This is a genomic window from Cedecea neteri (genome assembly GCF_000758325.1).
GTDB classification, from domain to species: Bacteria; Pseudomonadota; Gammaproteobacteria; order Enterobacterales; family Enterobacteriaceae; genus Cedecea; species Cedecea neteri_B.
On record NZ_CP009459.1, the window covers coordinates 4,489,583 to 4,507,517 of the forward strand.

Genomic DNA, 17,935 nt, shown 5'->3' on the forward strand with positions numbered 1-17,935 from the left:
GCTTAGTTCCAGCTTACCTCGCCCTTAGGTTGGTAAGCATTTACGTCCAGCGGGGAGTTCTGTTCGATGTACTGTTTCAGGACTTCCGCATCGACAAACCCGGTGTTGACGTAGCCCGGCTTTTTATCGATTTCCGGGTAACCGTCGCCGCCGGTGCCGTTGAAACTCAGCGTCGCCATGCGGTAGGTTTTGGCCGGATCAATCGGCTGGTCTTTGATTTTCAGGTTGCTCAGCTTGCCGCCGGTAGAGGTGAAGCTGACGTTAGAGAACTGCGGGTAAGCCCCGGAGTCCGGCGTTTTCTGCGCCACCGCCGTGAGGTATTCCTCAACGTCTTTGCCGTTCATGTCGATATAAACCACGGTGTTGCCGAACGGCTGCACCTTGAGCACATCTTTATAGGTAATATTCCCGGCTTCGATGGAATCACGCACGCCGCCGCCGCTCATCACCGCAAAGTCTGCGTTGGTTCGGGCCATTTGTGCCGCCAGCAATACGCGCGCCAGGTTGGTCTGCACAAAGCGCACTTTGCTGCGGTCGCCTTCCAGATGCCCGTCCACGCTGCCCACTTTCACCTTCAGCGCGGCCTGGCCTTTGTTCTGGAACGGCGTCAGCAGGGAGAGCATCTGCTGGCTTTCGGCGATTTCAGGCGTGTAAAGTACGCGCTCACTTTGCCCGTTATCGTAGGTGATTTTCTTTTTCAGGTTGATGGGGATCAGCTGATAGTGCACCAGCTTCATCTCGCCGTTGCGGAACTCAAAATCTGCCCGCCCGACGTATTTCCCCCACTCATGCGCCTGCACAATCCAGGTGCCGTTTTGCCTGTCCGGCGCGCACGGTGTGCCCGGCACATAATCTTTCTGCTTCTGGTTTTCCTGCGCCATGCAGACCGGATCCTGTGAGTGACCACCCACAATCATCGTCAGCGCGCCTTCCGGCAGGCTTCTAGCCATTTCAACATCGCCAGGCGCATTTGAGCCGTGGTTGCCGTTATCGTAGTGGCCCATGTGGGTCGCAGCGATGATCACGTCAGGTTTTTCGGTGCCCTGCAGCTCCTGAATCACCAGTTTGGCTTCCTCCGCAGGTTTGCGGAATTCGATGTCGGTGAAGTATTCCGGGTTGCCGATTTTGGCCGTGTCGTCGGTGGTCAGGCCGATAACAACCACTTTAATGCCCTGAGGTTTAAAAATCGCGTAGGGTTTAAACAGGCGCTCACCGCTACTTTTCTGATAAATGTTGGCGGACAGCAGCGGGAATTTCGCCCATTTTTCCTGCTGGCGCAGCACGGACAGTGGGTTGTCGAATTCGTGGTTACCGACGGCCATGGCGTCATAGCCAATCAGGCTCATGCCGCGAAAGTCTGGTTCAGCATCCTGCAGGTCTGATTCCGGCACGCCGGTGTTGATATCGCCGCCGGACAGCAACAGCACGCTGCCACCTTCTGCCGCCACTTCTTTACGCACGCTGTCTACCAGCGTTTTTTGCGCTGCCAGGCCGTATTCTCCGTACTCATTCCGCCAGAAGTGACCGTGGTGGTCGTTAGTATGAAGAATGGTAATTTTATAGGTCTTGTCTTTTTCCCAGGCCAGCGCTGAAGCGCTGGTTAAACTCAATGCCACCAGCAGCGCCGTGGTGATTGTTTTCGCAGCAAACCGCATTGCAAATCTCCATGTCAAAATGTAACTGCGCAGAAATAACAGATAGCTAACAGGATAGACAGCTATCTTTTCCGAAATGCGACTTTCTTCAAATCCCCTGCGCGAGTATGTTAGCAGGGTAAGAATTTCTTCCGGGCGATTTCCTGCGTCGCCCGTTCTAAAAACAATAACCGTTAGTACAGGTAATTATGGCAAGCTCTCAAACCCTCACGCAGCCGGGTACGCCCCCGGAGCAAAAAAAAGCGCGCACCGCATTTGGGATCCTCGGCGCTATAAGCCTCTCCCACCTGCTTAACGACATGATCCAGTCGCTGATTCTGGCTATTTACCCGCTACTACAGGCCGAATTCTCCCTGAGCTTTATGCAAATCGGGATGATCACCCTGACCTTCCAGCTCTCTTCATCGCTGCTGCAACCGCTAGTGGGCTACTACACCGATAAATACCCGATGCCGTGGTCATTGCCGATCGGCATGTGTTTTACCCTTTGCGGGCTGGTGCTACTGGCGCTGGCGGGCAGCTTCCCGGCCGTTCTGGTAGCAGCTGCTTTGGTGGGTACCGGTTCGTCCGTCTTCCACCCTGAGTCCTCGCGCGTGGCGCGTATGGCATCCGGTGGCCGTCACGGGCTTGCGCAGTCGCTGTTCCAGGTGGGCGGTAACTTCGGTAGCTCTCTGGGGCCATTGCTGGCAGCTATTATTATCGCGCCTTACGGCAAAGGTAACGTGACGTGGTTCGTGCTCGCCGCCCTGCTGGCCATCGTGGTTCTGCTGCAAATTAGCCGCTGGTACGCCGCTCAGCATAAAATCGCCAAAAGCCGCCCTGCCGTGCCGGTGGTCAACCCGCTGCCGCGCAACAAAGTGATTCTGGCAGTCTCTATTTTGCTGCTGCTTATCTTCTCTAAATACTTTTATATGGCGAGCATCAGCAGCTATTTCACTTTCTACCTGATGCAAAAATTCGGATTATCCGTCCAAAACGCCCAAATTCACCTGTTCGCTTTCCTGTTTGCCGTCGCAGCAGGCACGGTGATCGGTGGCCCTGTGGGGGATAAAATTGGCAGAAAATACGTGATTTGGGGCTCTATCCTCGGCGTGGCGCCATTTACCCTTGTTTTACCCTACGCCTCACTTTACTGGACGGGCGTCCTGACGGTGATCATTGGCTTTATTTTGGCCTCCGCGTTCTCCGCCATCCTGGTGTATGCCCAGGAACTGCTTCCTGGCCGTATCGGTATGGTTTCCGGGCTCTTTTTCGGCTTCGCCTTCGGTATGGGCGGGCTGGGTGCAGCGGTGCTTGGGTTAATTGCTGACCACACCAGCATCGAGTTGGTCTACAAAATATGTGCCTTCCTGCCGCTACTCGGCATTATGACAATATTCCTGCCCGATAATCGCCACAAAGCGTAGATTTTAGCGGCCAAAGTATTGCTTTGGCCGCCTCCTGTCTCCATACCCTTCTGGTAGTCGCCCCAGATAACTGAGTTAAATGCTACTCAGAGCCTATTTTTTATCGAAATGCGCTTTTTATTCAAAATTCAACAATTATTCATAAACGCCGATAAAGAATTTGTCATAAACTGTGTAACAGAACGTTTTGGAACATCGGCCAACCAAAGGAGACGGAATGCATCACGCCACACCGCTTATCACCACCATTGTTGGTGGTCTCGTGCTCGCTTTTTTACTGGGTATGCTGGCTAACAAGCTGCGCATATCTCCGCTGGTGGGCTATTTATTAGCTGGCGTGCTGGCGGGACCTTTTACTCCCGGTTTTGTTGCTGATACCAAACTTGCCCCTGAGCTGGCGGAATTAGGCGTGATTCTGCTGATGTTCGGCGTCGGGCTGCATTTTTCATTGAAGGATTTGATGGCGGTAAAGGCCATCGCCATCCCCGGCGCTATCGCGCAAATAGGCGTCGCGACGCTGCTGGGCATGGCGCTTTCCTGGCTGATGGGCTGGTCGGTGATAACCGGTATCGTCTTTGGGCTTTGTTTATCGACGGCAAGTACCGTCGTGCTGCTGCGCGCGCTGGAAGAAAGGCAGCTAATTGACACCCAGCGAGGGCAGATTGCCATCGGCTGGCTGATTGTTGAAGACCTGGTGATGGTGTTGACGCTGGTGCTGTTACCCGCCGTCGCCGGGATGCTGGAAAAAGGCGACGTTGGTCTGGCTTCCCTGAGCCTGGATATGGCGATCACCATCGGGAAGGTCGCTGCCTTTATTGCCCTGATGATGCTGGTAGGCCGCCGCCTTGTGCCGTGGATTCTGGCTCGTAGCGCAGCAACAGGCTCCCGCGAGCTGTTTACCCTTTCCGTGCTGGCGCTGGCGCTGGGTATCGCATTCGGCGCGGTTGAATTGTTTGATGTCTCCTTTGCGCTAGGTGCCTTCTTTGCCGGTATGGTGCTGAATGAGTCCGAGCTGAGCCACCGTGCGGCGCACGACACCCTGCCGTTGCGCGATGCGTTTGCGGTGCTGTTCTTTGTTTCCGTCGGCATGCTGTTTGATCCGCTGATTCTGATACAGGAACCGTTGGCGGTACTGGGCACGCTGGCCATCATCATCTTCGGTAAGTCGCTGGCCGCGTTCCTGCTGGTGCGCATGTTTGGCCACTCCCAACGTACCGCGCTGACCATCGCCACCAGCCTCGCGCAGATCGGTGAGTTCGCCTTTATCCTGGCCGGTCTCGGCATGGCGCTGAATCTGCTGCCGCAAACGGGGCAGAATTTGGTGCTGGCTGGCGCAATTCTGTCGATTATGCTGAACCCAATTCTGTTTGCCGTGCTTGAGCGTTATCTCGAAAAAACAGAAACGCTGGACGAGCAAACTCTGGAAGAGGCCATCGAGGAAGAAAAGCAAATCCCGGTGGATATCTGCAACCATGCGCTGCTGGTCGGCTATGGCCGCGTCGGCAGCCTGCTGGGCGAGAAGCTGCTGGCCGAAGGCGTGCCGCTGGTGGTGATTGAAACCTCCCGCAGCCGCGTGGATGAGCTGCGCGAGCGTGGCATCCGCGCCGTGCTGGGCAATGCCGCAAACGAAGAGATCATGAATCTGGCGCATCTGGACTGCGCACGCTGGCTGCTGCTGACTATCCCTAACGGCTACGAAGCCGGTGAAATCGTCGCAACAGCCAGAGCAAAATGCCCGGATATCGAAATCATCGCCCGCGCACATTACGACGACGAGGTGGATTACATCACCGAGCGTGGCGCTAATCAGGTGGTGATGGGAGAAAGGGAGATTGCCAATACCATGCTTGGGCTGCTGGTACCGCCGGTGGCGCAGGAAGCGGTGACGGGTTAATTCTCTTATAGGGCAGGTCTGGCACCTGCCCACGCAAAAAAAAGCTGAGCATTCAGGCTCAGCTTTTCAGCTTAACGTTCCCAGTAAGACTCTTCGAGACTGTCTTCCCGCTCAGGCAGGCCGCGCGTCAGGCGTGGCGAATGCTGATTCAGGACCTGATAACTCACGCGGTTGGCGTATTTGCACACCTGGGCCAAAGAGGAATAAGTTAGCCAGGTCAGCTTGTGCTTGCTGGAGTTCGGCACGTTACTGCGGTGGTAATTGTTCGCGGTGATGTCGTGCAGCAGCGCCGCAAGCGCGCCGTCGCCTGCGCCATTGGTGTTCATGATCTTCTCCGGGCCGCCCATATATGGCGCAATGTGGGAGTAGATTCGCAGCGGCTCAGCGCAGTCTTTCAGGCGCATCGCGCGGCTAAATTCGAACTGGTTAAATTCGGCAATCGCACCAGGCAGAAGTGGGTGCTGGGTTTTACGCTTCGCGGTCTCTTCGGTATAGCCAGCCATATAAAGGCCCACAGGCCCGGCGGTGCAAAGCACCAGATCCACCCAGTCCAGCGCCTTGTCGGCGGCCAGCAGCGGATCGCTTTCACCGGTTAGCGCTTCACCCTCTTCTTCGTTCATCGCCAGAATCGAAACGTGATCGCTCAGGAAGGCCTGCCACCAGGCCGGGTTCTCGGCAATCACGTACTTGGTGCCCAGGGTCAGCACCACCGGCACGTTGTGTTTCTTCGCCCAGGCAATCGCCTGCATAGTGGCGTCCGGCATCGGCTCGCCCGGCTTGCAGCGTACCAGATAAGAGGTCAGCACCAGCGCGGATGCCCCGGCAATCACCTCTTCCGGGATGCTTTCCGCACGTAGCTGGTTCATGTGGCCAGGACTGATGGCAAAAGTACGCTCGCCCTGATCGCCAATCAGCGTAAAGCAGCGGCCAATCGGGCCATCAACGCCCTGCAAGTAGTTAAGGTCGGTCCGGCTGGAGGTATTGCAGAGGTAGCGGTAGGCGTAGCTGCCGATCTCGACATTCCGGCACATCACGCCGAGCAGCACAGAGCGGTCATCGGCCAGCACCGAGTAGTTGTGCATGGTATTGCCGATGGTGCCCCCGGCAAACTGGTGGGTAATCAGATTGCTATCCACCAGCTCTTTGTAGAGCGCATCGGCCACATCATCCTCAATCACGAGAGAGTGACCAAAACTCAGCCCGTAGCGCTGTACAAATTCATCGTCCACTTTGGCTTCAATGTCGACCAGCGTCTGGTCAATACCGACCACCCAGGAAGAGCCGCTTTCGGCCTCAGGCTGAGTTTGCTGTAGGAGCGGATCGCGGGCGCTTACGGGGAAGTAGTGTTTGGATTTGCGTTTACCGGGAAATTTCATGGTGTCGTTACGGGGCTGAATAATGAGGCGGAGAATAGTAACATTCCCCGCCTCAGGATTCTATTTGCGATACCGATCCACCAGATCCATCATCATCGCGATATGAGCCGGATCGTCGTTCAGCGCCGGAATGTACTCATATTTCGTGCCGCCCGCCTCAATAAACACTTCCCGGTTCTGGACCGCCATCTCTTCCAGCGTTTCCAGGCAGTCAGCGGAGAAGCCCGGGCACATCACCTGAATATGCTTCACGCCCTTTTCGGCCAGCATTTTCAACGTTTCGTCGGTGTACGGCATCAGCCAGGGCTCGCGACCAAAGCGGGACTGGTAGGTCATCATCACTTTTTCCGGCGGCAGCTCAAGAGCGCTCAGCAGTTCACGGGTGGTGTCGCGGCAGCGCTGCGGGTAGTCATCCCCTTCGTTGGCATAGCGCTGCGGAATACCGTGATAGGAAAGCAGCAGCACGTCCGGTTCACCGTGTTCGGCAAAAGAGCGTTTGACTGAGGCCGCCAGCGCGTTGATGTACGCCGGCTCTGTCGCGTAGTCGCGAATCAGAGAAATAGAAGGCAGGCTGCGGTAATCGGCAAAGATTCGCCCCAGCTCGTCCCATACGGCCGCCACGGTTGAGCAGGAAAACTGAGGATAAAGCGGCAGCACCACAATGTGCGTCACGTTCTGCGCCAGGAGGTCGTCCACGGCGCTTTTGAGCGACGGTTCACCGTAGCTCATCCCCAGCGCAACCGGCGTGTCCGGCAGCTGCTGCGCCAGCGCTTTTTCCTGCCGACGGCTGTAAACCATCAGCGGCGAGCCTTCTTCCATCCAGATGGACTGGTAGAGTTTGGCGACACGCGGTGAACGGATCGGCAGAATGACGCCGCGCAGCAGCGGCCACCAAAGCAAGCGGGGCGTATCGACCACGCGCTTATCGCTCAGGAACTGACGAAGATAGCGGTTGACCGCCGCCGGCGTCGGGGCGCTCGGCGTACCAAGGTTAGCCAGTAAGATGCCAATTTTTTCCTGATTCATTCCCACCCCTTATCTATAAATTGCCTTCAATTGTAACGTAAAAGAGCGAAACGAGAACCGATTACAGTGAAAGGGGAAAATAGGGGCAAAAAAATACCAGGGCATGCCCTGGTATTCATTTTTGCGGCGGGAAATTATCCGAGGATTTTTTCCAGCTCAGCGCGCACGTCAGCCACGGCCTGGGTGCCGTCAACTTTAGCGTATTGGGTGTTACCCGCCTGCGCTTCTTTAGAGTAGTAGCCGATCAACGGCGCGGTCATCTGATGGTATTCCACCAGGCGTTTACGCACGGTCTCTTCCTGGTCGTCTTTACGGGTGGTCAGCTCTTCGCCGGTCACATCGTCTTTACCTTCAACCTTAGGCGGGTTGAATTTGATGTGGTAAACGCGGCCGGAAGCCGCGTGCACGCGGCGACCAACGATGCGGTCAACGATCAGTTCGTCCGGTACGTCGAACTCCAGCACGAAGTCAACGTTGATGCCCGCTTCTTTCATGGCGTCTGCCTGCGGGATAGTGCGTGGGAAACCGTCCAGCAGGAAACCGTTACGGCAGTCTTCCTGCGCAATGCGCTCTTTAACCAGGGCGATAACCAGCTCATCGGTCACCAGTTTGCCAGCATCCATGATGTCTTTGGCCTGTTTACCCAGTTCTGAACCAGATTTGACCGCGGCACGCAGCATATCACCGGTGGAGATTTGCGGAATACCGTATTTCTCCATGATGAACTGAGCCTGAGTCCCTTTACCTGCGCCCGGCGCGCCGAGCAGAATGATACGCATTGCGTAATTCCCCATACATTTAATTATTCAATCGAATTTGAGGCGAAAACCATACCACTAAAGGCGGTATCATCACAAGGAAGGGAGGCCCTCAGGCTGAAGCCCAGGACCTCGATTCCGCCTGAATCCCGACCATTTATCGGCCCTGACTGAAGCCAGAATCGGTTCAGCCAGGTAGCGTTTTTATTTTACAACAGCTGACTTATCCCTTATCTCATCGGGGAATAATAAGGTCTTCGTCTGGTAATTCATGAACCGTCAGGCTTGCTGAAAAAGGCTCGCTATATAGATATGGTTTATGTACAGCAATTATAATGACGGCCAGCGCAGCCTGCCGACGCGCTTTAGCGTCAGGCTGTTAATCAGGAGATCTATTTTGCTAAGAGGAAGAGCGCCCGCCATGAATAAGACCTTAATTGCCATTATCTGTTGTTTACTGCTTAGCGGATGCACATCTCAGTGGGTAAAAACCCGCAGTAACGCGCAGGAGTACACCAGCGCACGTGGCGACTGTGAAATCCAGTCCCGGCAGGCTTTTCCGGTGAGGAATGAGGTTGCACAACGTACTAAGTACACCACTTACTACGAAGCCTGTACTAAAAAAGATGACTGTGATGGCGAGAAAACCCGGGCGGTAAAAAAGCCAGAAATAGAAAGCTATGTGATGGACGTGAATAGCGAAAGCCGGGATCAGTTATTTAATCAGTGCATGGAACTTAAAGGTTGGGAAAGCAAAATAAAGTGGCTGTAATATCTTAAATTCAACACCCATAACCCGTATTCCGACAGAAAAAAAACCTTACTTTTTATTCTGTAATTACTGTGCCTGAATATTTAAGTAAAAAAAACCACCTGCCGATGCAGGTGGTTTTTATCAGACAATCACCCGACTTAAGAAACCAGCAGCTGGTTCATGCGGCGGATGAACTGGTTAGGATCTTCCAGCTGGCCACGCTCGGCTAACAGCGCCTGGTCAAGCAGCAGCTCAACCCACTCACCGAACTGCGCGTCATCCTGCGTATCCGCAGCGCGTTTCACCAGCGCATGTTCCGGGTTAAGCTCGAAGATGTACTTCACTTCCGGCACTTCCTGGCCCGCAGCAGCGAACAGTTTCGCCATCTGGGTGCTCATGTCGTTGCTGTCGGTGGTCACGATCGCCGGGGTATCGGTCAGGCGATGAGTCAGACGCACTTCCTTCACGCGCTCGCCCAGCAGGGTTTTCACGCGGTCCACGAACGGCTCCAGCGCCTTCTCGGCTTCTTTCGCTTCTTCGGTCTCTTCGTCCGTCAGCTTATCCAGCGATTCGTCGGTCTTGCTGACTGACTGGAATGCCTTGCCGTCGAACTCGGTCAGATAGCTCATCATCCACTCGTCGATGCGATCGGAAAGCAGCAGAACTTCGATGCCTTTCTTACGCAGCAGTTCCAGATGCGGGCTGCTCTTCGCCGCCGCGTAGCTGTCGGCGGTGATGTAGTAGATCTTCTCCTGGCCTTCTTTCATGCGGGAGACATACTCTTCCAGCGACACGGTCTGCGCGGAGGAGTCGTTGTGCGTGGTCGCGAAGCGCAGCAGCTTAGCGATAGCTTCCTGGTTCGCGTTATCTTCCGCCGGGCCTTCTTTCAGCACGAGGCCAAAGTTTTTCCAGAAAGTCTGGTATTTCTCGGCATCGTCTTTTGCCAGCTTGTCCAGCATCTGCAGCACACGCTTGGTCAGCGCGCTGCGCAGGTTCTGAGTCACGCGGCTGTCCTGCAGGATTTCACGGGAAACGTTCAGCGGCAGATCGTTAGAATCTATCAGGCCACGCACGAAACGCAGGTAGTTCGGCATGAACTGCTCCGCGTCATCCATGATGAACACGCGCTGCACGTAGAGTTTCAGCCCGTGTTTGTGGTCACGGTTCCACATATCCCACGGTGCCTGCGCAGGGATGTACAGCAGGCTGGTGTACTCCTGCTTACCTTCCACGCGGTTGTGGCTCCAGGCAATCGGGTCGGTAAAGTCGTGGGCGATGTGCTTGTAGAACTCTTTGTATTCGTCATCGCTGACTTCAGACTTGCTGCGAGTCCACAGCGCCTGAGCTTTGTTGATTTTTTCCCAACTGACGATGGTTTCACCGTCTTTTTCTTCCTGCTGTTCAATCTCAACCGGCAGAGCGATATGGTCAGAATATTTGCTGATGATGGAGCGAACGCGCCAGTCGTCCAGGAATTCATCTTCACCTTCACGCAGGTGCAGCGTGATTTCGGTGCCGCGATCGGCTTTCTCGATGTCGGCCACGGTGTATTCGCCCGCGCCTTCAGACTCCCAGAACACGCCCTGCTCTGCGTTAGCACCAGCGGCGCGAGTGCGAACGGTGACTTTGTCCGCCACGATAAACGCAGAGTAGAAGCCTACGCCGAACTGGCCGATAAGCTGGCTATCTTTCGCCTGGTCGGAGCCCATAGACTCGAGGAAAGCTTTGGTGCCGGATTTCGCAATGGTGCCCAGATGATCAATGACTTCATCGCGGGTCATGCCGATGCCGTTATCGGCGATGGTCAGGGTGCGCTTGTCTTTGTCAAAAGAGACACGAACGCGCAGTTCACCGTCACCTTCATAGAGGTTGGCGTTAGACAGGGCGCGGAAGCGCAGCTTGTCTGCCGCATCGGAGGCGTTGGAGATCAGCTCACGCAGGAAGATTTCTTTGTTTGAATACAGAGAGTGGATCATCAGGTGCAGAAGCTGTTTTACCTCTGACTGAAAACCGCGGGTCTCTTGTCCTTTCATGGTCATTGATACCTCAACAAAATCATACGGGATGAAGAAAACGTTGAGGGGGATATGGTAGCGATTTGTGCCTTTTCAAGCAGGAGGAGGCAAAAACCTCCCCCAGGCGATTAAAAATTAATCTTATGACGACCGATCAGTGAGTGCGAAAGCGTAGTGCCGTCAACCATTTCCAGCTCGCCGCCCACCGGCACACCATGAGCGATACGGCTGGCTTCAACGCCGTACTGCGCGCACAGCTCGGCAATGTAGTTCGCAGTGGCTTCGCCTTCTACCGTCGGGTTGGTGGCAAGAATAACTTCTTTCATCGGCTCGCTGGCAAGGCGCTGCTCAAGGCGATCCAGTCCAATGTCGTTCGGGCCAATGCCGTCCAGCGGCGAGAGATGCCCCATTAAGACAAAATAGCGGCCTGAGAACTGGCCGGTTTGCTCAATGGCGTGAATATCCGCCGGACTTTCCACCACACAAATCTGGCCGTTTTCCTGGCGACGCGGGTTGGAACAAATGGAGCAAACTTCCTGCTCGGTAAAGGTACGGCAATCCGCACAATGGCCAATCTCGGACATCGCGCGGGTCAGCGCCTGAGCCAGACGCATGCCGCCGCTGCGGTCGCGCTGTAAAAGGGCAAACGCCATACGCTGGGCGGATTTCGGGCCAACGCCGGGCAGGCAGCGCAGGGATTCCATAAGGGCTGAGAGTAAAGGACTGGTTTGCATCGCTCGGGCTTGTGAGAAAAAGTGGGCTATAGCCTAACATTAGCCCCGCGGATGGGTATAGGAAAAGATATCCCCCGCACGATAGCTCGCCGGGGGAAAAGTTTACGCGATGTCTTTGCCGAAACGGCCCTGATTAAAATCATCGATGGCCTGATGAATTTCCTCTTTGGTGTTCATCACGAACGGGCCATAACCCACCACCGGCTCATTCAGAGGCTCACCGCTGAGCAGCAGAACCACCGCGTCATTATTGGCTTCAAGGGTTACGCTTTCGCCTTTAGCATCCAGCACCACCAACTGCGCTTCGCGAGCCACCTCTTCACCGTTGACCAGCACCGTGCCTTTCAGCACCACCAACGCCGTGTTCCAGCCGTCTTTCACCGCTAACTGGGTGACGCCCTGCGGGTTAAGACGCAAATCCCAAATGCTGATTGGCGAGAAGGTCCTGGCCGGGCCTTTGGTTCCGTCAAACTCACCGGCAATCACGCGAACTTGACCGGCATTGTCCGGCAAATCGACCAGCGGAATATCGCCGTCGGTAATCGGCTGATAGCCAGGAGTGGTCATTTTGTCTTTTGCCGGCAGGTTGACCCACAGCTGTACCATTTCCAGGCTGCCGCCCGCTTCGCTGAACGCAGGAGAATGATATTCCTCGTGCAGGATCCCGCTTCCGGCGGTCATCCACTGCACGTCACCCGGGCCAATCACGCCGCCGTTGCCCGCGTTATCGCGGTGCGCCACTTCGCCTTTGTAGACGATAGTCACAGTTTCAAACCCGCGATGCGGATGCTGATCCACGCCGCGCTGGCCTTTATTACTCGGTTTAAATTCTGCCGGGCCCGCATAGTCCAGCAGCAGGAACGGGCTAAGCTGCTCGGCAAATTTTGAGTACGAAAACAGCGAACGGACCGGGAAACCATCCCCCACCCAATGGGAAGCCGGTGCGGTATAAACGCCAAGAATTGATTTCATGATTCTCTCCACAAGGGTTGTTTCTGATGGGATAAAGCTTACCTGTCAGACGCTCAGCCCGGTAGAGTGCTAAAATGGACTCAGTGTTCCATTAACAGGACAATAGAAATGCAGGACTTAAACGACCTGTGGTACTTCGTGCAGGTGGTGGACAACGGCGGTTTTTCACCCGCCAGCCGGGTTATCAGCATTCCGAAATCCCGCCTGAGCCGCCGCATTGCGCTGCTGGAAGAGCGGCTTGAAACCCGCCTCCTGCAGCGCTCGACGCGCAGCTTCACGGTCACCGAAGCCGGGCAGATCTTCTACCGCCACTGCAAGGCGATGATGATTGAAGCCGAAGCGGCGCAGGAAGCCATCGACACGCTAAAATCAGAGCCACGGGGGCTGATCCGCCTCACCTGCCCGATAGCACTGCTGCATGTCCATGTCGGCGAGATGCTGGCGCGCTTTATGCGCCTGTATCCCCAGATTGTGATTCAGCTTGAGGAAACCAACCGCCGCGTGGACGTGCTGAACGAAAACGTTGATTTAGCGATTCGCGTCCGGCCTTTGCCGCTGGAAGACAGCGATCTGGTGATGCGCAAGCTGGCCACCCGCAGCATGTGTCTGGTGGCCAGCCCGGAGCTGGTTGCCCACCAGGGTATGCCTGTAGCCCCAACGGATCTCGCCCACTGGCCGAGCCTGGCGCTGGACAGGCCGCAGCAAACTTATCGCTGGTGTCTGTTTGGCCCCGAACAGCAGGAAGTGATTGTTCACCACAAACCTCGCTTTGTGACGACAGATATGATCGCACTACGCACCGCGGCGCTCAACGGCATTGGCGTCGTGCAGCTCCCGAAGCTGATGCTTAACGACGCGCTGGCGCAGGGCAAGTTAGTTCACGTGTTGCCAGAATGGCGAGCAAGAATGGAGGTCGTGCATGCGGTTTTCCCTTCCCGTCGAGGGCAGTTACCGGCGGTGCGGGCGTTGATTGATTTTCTGGCGGAGAGCTATCAGGCGCTGGACGAGGAGTAAAAAAACAGCCTTCTCCCGGGCGGGAGAAGGCGGGAAAGCATCAGAATGGCATTTTGAAGCCCGGCGGCAGCTGCATGCCGTTGGAAACCCCAGCCATTTTTTCTTTCTGCGCTTCGCCGATACGACGAGCAGCATCGTTGAAGGCTGCGGCAACCAGGTCTTCAACCATCTCTTTGTCATCTTCCATCAGGCTTGGGTCGATTTCGACACGGCGGCAGTTGTGTGCCCCGTTGATGGTCACTTTCACCAGGCCCGCGCCGGACTCGCCGGTGACTTCCATGTTGGCGATTTCTTCCTGAGCCTGGGCCATTTTTTCCTGCATCTGCTGGGCCTGCTTCATCAGGTTACCCAGACCGCCTTTTCCAAACATAATCTTCTCTCTTTCATCGGGCCAGCCCTCGCAGAATGCGAGAGTGGCTATCAGGGTTTCACACTATGCCGCGCCAGGCGAGGCATATCAAACAGGGCGAATACTATCTTCATCCAGCTCAGCATCAAAGAACCTTTGCAGAGTCTGAATATTGCTGTCGTTGCTCATCGCCTCGCGCGCCTGCGCCAGCTTCTCTTCGTAGATAGCCTGACGCCACTCCAGCGGCGTGCGACGAGCCAGATTATCATCTTCAATAATAGTCAGTTCTATCGCTTCGTCATGGTGCGAACTCAGGGCATCTGAGAGCGTTTTTTGCGCCGATGGCGAATTCAGGTGGCGCTGGCCAGGGCGCAAATGCAGGCAAACCCGGTTGCCGTCCACCTCTTTCCAGGCGTTAAGCGCCAGCTGCTGTACCAGCTTGGGCAACACCAGCTGATTGATTTCCGCTGCCCATTCATCGCGCTCGATAGCCTCTTCGGCCAGCTTCTGTGCCAGCTCCGGCGTTTTTTCATGCTCAAGCGCTTTTTTCAGCGCCTTGGGCGTAGCGACCGGTTCAGGGGCAACTTCCGTCGGGTTTTGTGCCTTCCAGCGATAGGCTTCAGGCTTCGCTGGCTTTTCCAGCGCCGTCGGCGCAGGGCGCGCCTGAACGCGCTCTGTCACCGAGGCCAAACGTTCCAGCGCGGAGCTTTTTGCCGGCCGCGCTAGTCGTTGCGCTGCCGGCTCATTCTTTTTTGCTTTGTCAGCCTCCTGCTGGCGCATCAGCTGGCTGCGCGCCTGGAGGATTTGGCTGGTGGCATCCGGCAGCGGAGGGGCTTCCCTGTCCGGCGGCGGTGCCGCCTGTTGCTGCCTTGCCGCAGGCTGGTGTGAGACCGGGTTCACCACCGGAATGCTTGCCGCCTGGCGAGGTATTTCCGGTTCAGGCAGCGGCTTACGCGGATGGAAAGCCAGCGCACGGAGCAGCGTCATTTCTACGCCCATACGGCGATCCGGCGCCCACGGCAGCTCTTTGCGGCCAATCAGTAAGGTCTGGTAGTAAAGCTGTACATCGGCCGGTGGAACAACGCGGGCAAGCTCGCGCATACGCTGTTCGATGGCCGCCATATCGCTGCCAAGGGCAGACGGAGAAAGCTGAACCATCGCCACGCGATGCAGCAGCGCGGACATTTCTACCAGCAGCGCTTCCCACTCTACGCCGCGAGCGGCCGCGTCGTTCAGTAACGCCATCACGCGCTGACCGTCAGCCTGGACGACAGCTTCAATCAGCGACAGCGCCTGATCATCATCCAGCGTGCCGAGCATAGCGCTGACGGCGGCGGTAGTGACCTGCCCGTCGCCGCTGGCAATCGCCTGGTCGGTGAGGCTCAGCGCATCGCGCAGACTGCCGTCCGCCGCGCGGGCTAACAGCTGCAGTGCGCGGGGCTCGCTCACGACCTTCTCTTCACCAAGAATATGCTCCAACTGATGGCGGATCTGTTCGACGTCCAGCGCTTTCAGGTGGAATTGCAGACAGCGGGAAAGAATGGTCACCGGCAGCTTTTGCGGATCGGTAGTGGCCAGCAGGAATTTTACGTGCGGAGGCGGCTCTTCCAGCGTCTTAAGCAGCGCATTAAAGCTGTGGCGCGAGAGCATGTGTACTTCATCGATGAGGTAGACTTTAAAGCGGCCGCGCGCGGGGGCGTACTGCACGTTGTCCAGCAGATCGCGGGTGTCTTCTACTTTGGTGCGCGAGGCGGCGTCTATCTCAATCAGGTCGACAAAGCGGCCCTGTTCTATTTCGCGGCAGTTATCGCAGACGCCACAGGGGGTTGCGGTAATGCCGGTTTCACAATTCAGCCCTTTCGCCAGCAGACGGGCGATTGAGGTTTTCCCCACCCCACGCGTGCCGGAAAAAAGATACGCATGATGAATGCGGCCCAGCGACAAACCATTAGCCAGCGCGGTCAGTACGTGTTGCTGGCCGACAACATCAGCAAAAGTTTGGGGGCGCCATTTGCGGGCTAAGACCTGGTAGCTCATCTGGAGTTAGGCTCTGGTTCGCGGGAAAGGTGAATCGAGGGGGTAATGCTAACACAAGCCCCGCCCGATGGGCGAGCGAGGCTTGTCACTGTATGGCAATACGGTCGAACTTAGTGGCCCGGGAAAGGCACCAGGCAGAAGCTTTTCACGCCCATGTTTTCCAGACGCTGCTCGCCGCCGAGGTCAAACAGGTTGATAACGAAGGCGGCGTCGGTCACTTCCCCACCGAGGCGACGAATCAGCTTCACCGTCGCTTCAATGGTGCCGCCGGTTGCCAGCAGATCGTCCACCACCAGCACTTTATCGCCCGGCTTGATGGCATCTACGTGGATTTCAAGGCTGTCGGTGCCGTATTCCAGCTCGTAGCTTTCGGCGATGGTTTCGCGCGGCAGCTTACGAGGCTTGCGCACAGGGATGAACCCCACGCCCAGCTCCAGCGCAACTGGAGCACCAAACAGGAAGCCACGCGCTTCAGTACCGACCACTTTGGTGATACCGGCGTCTTTAAAACGAGAAACTAACAGCGCAATGCTGGTGGCATATGCTTTCGGATCTTCCAGCAAGCTGGTCACGTCACGGAACAGAATTCCTGGTTTTGGGTAATCAGGAACGCTTTTAATGCTGTTTTTGAGATATTCAAGCTGCTGCGCAGTCGCGGTCATCGGTTTATGCCTGCTAAAAACATGATACTAAACAGAGTACCTGTGGGTTCAAATGTGAACCACTGGTTAACGGTTAACCAGCTGTACCCGTGCTCGAAAACGCTCGAATTTACTGGCTGGGCGCGACAATTGCAACAGCTTCTGCTGCGGTTTATCGCTTTTGTTGTGCTTCATCAATCACCGGAATGCGCCACATAAAAACAAGCAGCGCACAAAGTATCACCAACAGCAAAAGTCTAACCCACACTAACTTCACCAGCCACAGCGAAAGCGCGAAGGTAACGAGAATAAATAAAATAGCTTTTGGCTTCGCGCCACGGGGCATCGCGCGGTGCGTTTGCCAGTGCCGCAGATAGCTACCAAACCACGAACGGTACAGTAGCCAGTGGTGAAAACGCGGCGACGAACGGGCAAAACACCACGCGGCCAGCAGCAAAAACGGCGTGGTCGGCAACAGCGGTAATATCACGCCCAGCGTCGCAAGCACTACCGCCAGCCAGCCGATGATGAGTAGAATAAGACGCTTCATGCTGTAACCTCTGACAATCCCTGGAGAGCCATTCTGTGAAAACCGCTTCGCTGTTACAAGCCCTGGAAACCCGGGTCGCCGAGCTGGCCGCCGCCGTTGAACCGGTCGCCCTGCTTCGGGCAAGCCAGGCGCGCTTCGACCGCAAGCTCTTCCATACCCACAGCACGCAGCTGAAAGATTATCTCCAGGAAGCTCAGGCTAATCTTGCCCAGCTTCAGCTTAGCGTCAGCCAGGGTAAAACGGACCAGGTGGCGTTTATCGCCGAAAAGCTGGTGGCGCAGATTGCCGCGCTGCAGCGGGAATTAGCCACTGCACATTTACGCCAAAGTGAACCGCAGCAAAAGGTGCAGGAAAACCTGTACGAAAAACTGGCCACGCATCAGGATTACGAACGCAGGCTGTTGGCGATGGTGAGCGATAGAGAAAGCCAGCTTTCCCTGCAAGCCACGCTTGCCGGCCAGCAAAAGCTTCAGCGAGAATTAGCCGCGCTGGAAGGCCGCCTGCAGCGCTGCCGACAGGCGCTGACCCGCATAGAAAAAGCCATTGAAAGACGCGAGCGCGGGCTGAGTTAACCCCCAAATAAGGAGCAAGAATGTCGCTGGATAACGCCCCGGACGAGGTCAAACTGGCCGTCGACTTAATTATGCTGCTGGAGCAGCATCAGATCCCAACGGATACCGCGCTTGCGGCGCTGGATATCGTCCGTGAAGATTTTCTACGTAAGCAGCGGGAAGAAAAAGCTTCCCGCTGATTT

The 17,935-nt window shown here is 56.1% G+C and carries 17 protein-coding genes and 1 other annotated feature; of the genes, 6 read left to right on the forward strand and 11 right to left on the reverse strand.

Annotation, left to right across the window (positions count from 1 at the left end):
- Positions 1-2: 2 nt before the first annotated feature.
- A complete protein-coding gene (ushA, locus tag LH86_RS20915; RefSeq protein ID WP_039305494.1) occupies positions 3-1,655 on the reverse strand; it encodes a bifunctional UDP-sugar hydrolase/5'-nucleotidase UshA in 1,653 nt (550 codons plus the stop codon).
- Positions 1,656-1,843: 188 nt separating this feature from the next.
- On the opposite strand from ushA, the gene LH86_RS20920 reads away from it, so the two are divergent.
- Both LH86_RS20920 and ybaL read left to right on the forward strand, forming a co-directional pair.
- A complete protein-coding gene (locus LH86_RS20920; protein ID WP_039305495.1) occupies positions 1,844-3,061 on the forward strand; it encodes an MFS transporter in 1,218 nt (405 codons plus the stop codon).
- A 217-nt stretch (positions 3,062-3,278) separates the two neighbouring features.
- Entirely contained in the window at positions 3,279-4,955 is a 1,677-nt protein-coding gene (gene ybaL / locus LH86_RS20925) for a YbaL family putative K(+) efflux transporter (RefSeq protein ID WP_039305496.1), read from the forward strand.
- Between the two features lie 71 nt (positions 4,956-5,026).
- On the opposite strand, the gene LH86_RS20930 is transcribed toward ybaL, so the two are convergent.
- The 3 genes from LH86_RS20930 to adk all read right to left on the reverse strand — a co-directional run bounded on the left by LH86_RS20930 (position 5,027) and on the right by adk (position 8,136).
- On the reverse strand, positions 5,027-6,331 hold the full coding sequence (locus LH86_RS20930; protein ID WP_039305497.1) for an inosine/guanosine kinase: 1,305 nt from the start codon (positions 6,329-6,331) through the stop codon (positions 5,027-5,029).
- A 60-nt stretch (positions 6,332-6,391) separates the two neighbouring features.
- Positions 6,392-7,357 carry a ferrochelatase gene (gene hemH, locus LH86_RS20935; RefSeq protein WP_039305498.1) on the reverse strand — a complete coding sequence of 322 codons (966 nt, stop codon included), beginning with the start codon at positions 7,355-7,357 and terminating at the stop codon, positions 6,392-6,394.
- A gap of 134 nt (positions 7,358-7,491) precedes the next feature.
- The gene (adk, locus tag LH86_RS20940) at positions 7,492-8,136 is read right to left on the reverse strand and encodes an adenylate kinase (protein ID WP_039305499.1); all 645 of its coding nucleotides are present in this window, start codon (positions 8,134-8,136) and stop codon (positions 7,492-7,494) included.
- A 400-nt stretch (positions 8,137-8,536) separates the two neighbouring features.
- On the opposite strand from adk, the gene LH86_RS20945 reads away from it, so the two are divergent.
- On the forward strand, positions 8,537-8,887 hold the full coding sequence (locus LH86_RS20945; protein ID WP_039305501.1) for a hypothetical protein: 351 nt from the start codon (positions 8,537-8,539) through the stop codon (positions 8,885-8,887).
- Positions 8,888-9,027: 140 nt separating this feature from the next.
- On the opposite strand, the gene htpG is transcribed toward LH86_RS20945, so the two are convergent.
- The 3 genes from htpG to LH86_RS20960 form a co-directional block, all read right to left on the reverse strand.
- The gene (gene htpG / locus LH86_RS20950) at positions 9,028-10,902 is read right to left on the reverse strand and encodes a molecular chaperone HtpG (RefSeq protein WP_039306449.1); all 1,875 of its coding nucleotides are present in this window, start codon (positions 10,900-10,902) and stop codon (positions 9,028-9,030) included.
- A gap of 110 nt (positions 10,903-11,012) precedes the next feature.
- Positions 11,013-11,618 carry a recombination mediator RecR gene (gene recR / locus LH86_RS20955; protein ID WP_039295974.1) on the reverse strand — a complete coding sequence of 202 codons (606 nt, stop codon included), beginning with the start codon at positions 11,616-11,618 and terminating at the stop codon, positions 11,013-11,015.
- A gap of 102 nt (positions 11,619-11,720) precedes the next feature.
- Entirely contained in the window at positions 11,721-12,590 is an 870-nt protein-coding gene (locus LH86_RS20960) for a pirin family protein (protein WP_039305503.1), read from the reverse strand.
- A gap of 108 nt (positions 12,591-12,698) precedes the next feature.
- On the opposite strand from LH86_RS20960, the gene LH86_RS20965 reads away from it, so the two are divergent.
- On the forward strand, positions 12,699-13,604 hold the full coding sequence (locus LH86_RS20965; RefSeq protein ID WP_039305506.1) for a LysR family transcriptional regulator: 906 nt from the start codon (positions 12,699-12,701) through the stop codon (positions 13,602-13,604).
- 40 nt (positions 13,605-13,644) lie between these two features.
- Here the strand turns inward: LH86_RS20965 and LH86_RS20970 are convergent, their stop codons facing one another.
- From LH86_RS20970 to LH86_RS20985, 4 genes are all read right to left on the reverse strand, one after another.
- Positions 13,645-13,974: a YbaB/EbfC family nucleoid-associated protein gene (locus tag LH86_RS20970; protein ID WP_008460260.1), complete on the reverse strand. Its 330-nt coding sequence runs from the start codon at positions 13,972-13,974 to the stop codon at positions 13,645-13,647.
- A gap of 87 nt (positions 13,975-14,061) precedes the next feature.
- On the reverse strand, positions 14,062-15,990 hold the full coding sequence (gene dnaX, locus LH86_RS20975) for a DNA polymerase III subunit gamma/tau (RefSeq protein WP_039305509.1): 1,929 nt from the start codon (positions 15,988-15,990) through the stop codon (positions 14,062-14,064).
- Positions 14,662-14,726 (reverse strand) — a sequence feature (DnaX frameshifting element). Its footprint overlaps the gene before it by 65 nt.
- 110 nt (positions 15,991-16,100) lie before the next feature.
- Positions 16,101-16,652 (reverse strand): adenine phosphoribosyltransferase, encoded by a 552-nt coding sequence (gene apt / locus LH86_RS20980; protein WP_008460281.1) that lies wholly within the window; start codon positions 16,650-16,652, stop codon positions 16,101-16,103.
- A gap of 151 nt (positions 16,653-16,803) precedes the next feature.
- A complete protein-coding gene (locus LH86_RS20985; protein ID WP_039305512.1) occupies positions 16,804-17,181 on the reverse strand; it encodes a DUF454 family protein in 378 nt (125 codons plus the stop codon).
- 35 nt (positions 17,182-17,216) lie between these two features.
- Between LH86_RS20985 and priC the strand changes: the two genes are divergently transcribed.
- Both priC and rsmS read left to right on the forward strand, forming a co-directional pair.
- Entirely contained in the window at positions 17,217-17,753 is a 537-nt protein-coding gene (gene priC / locus LH86_RS20990; RefSeq protein ID WP_039305515.1) for a primosomal replication protein PriC, read from the forward strand.
- 20 nt (positions 17,754-17,773) lie between these two features.
- A complete protein-coding gene (rsmS, locus tag LH86_RS22355; RefSeq protein WP_071842853.1) occupies positions 17,774-17,932 on the forward strand; it encodes a pleiotropic regulatory protein RsmS in 159 nt (52 codons plus the stop codon).
- Positions 17,933-17,935 lie beyond the last annotated feature (3 nt).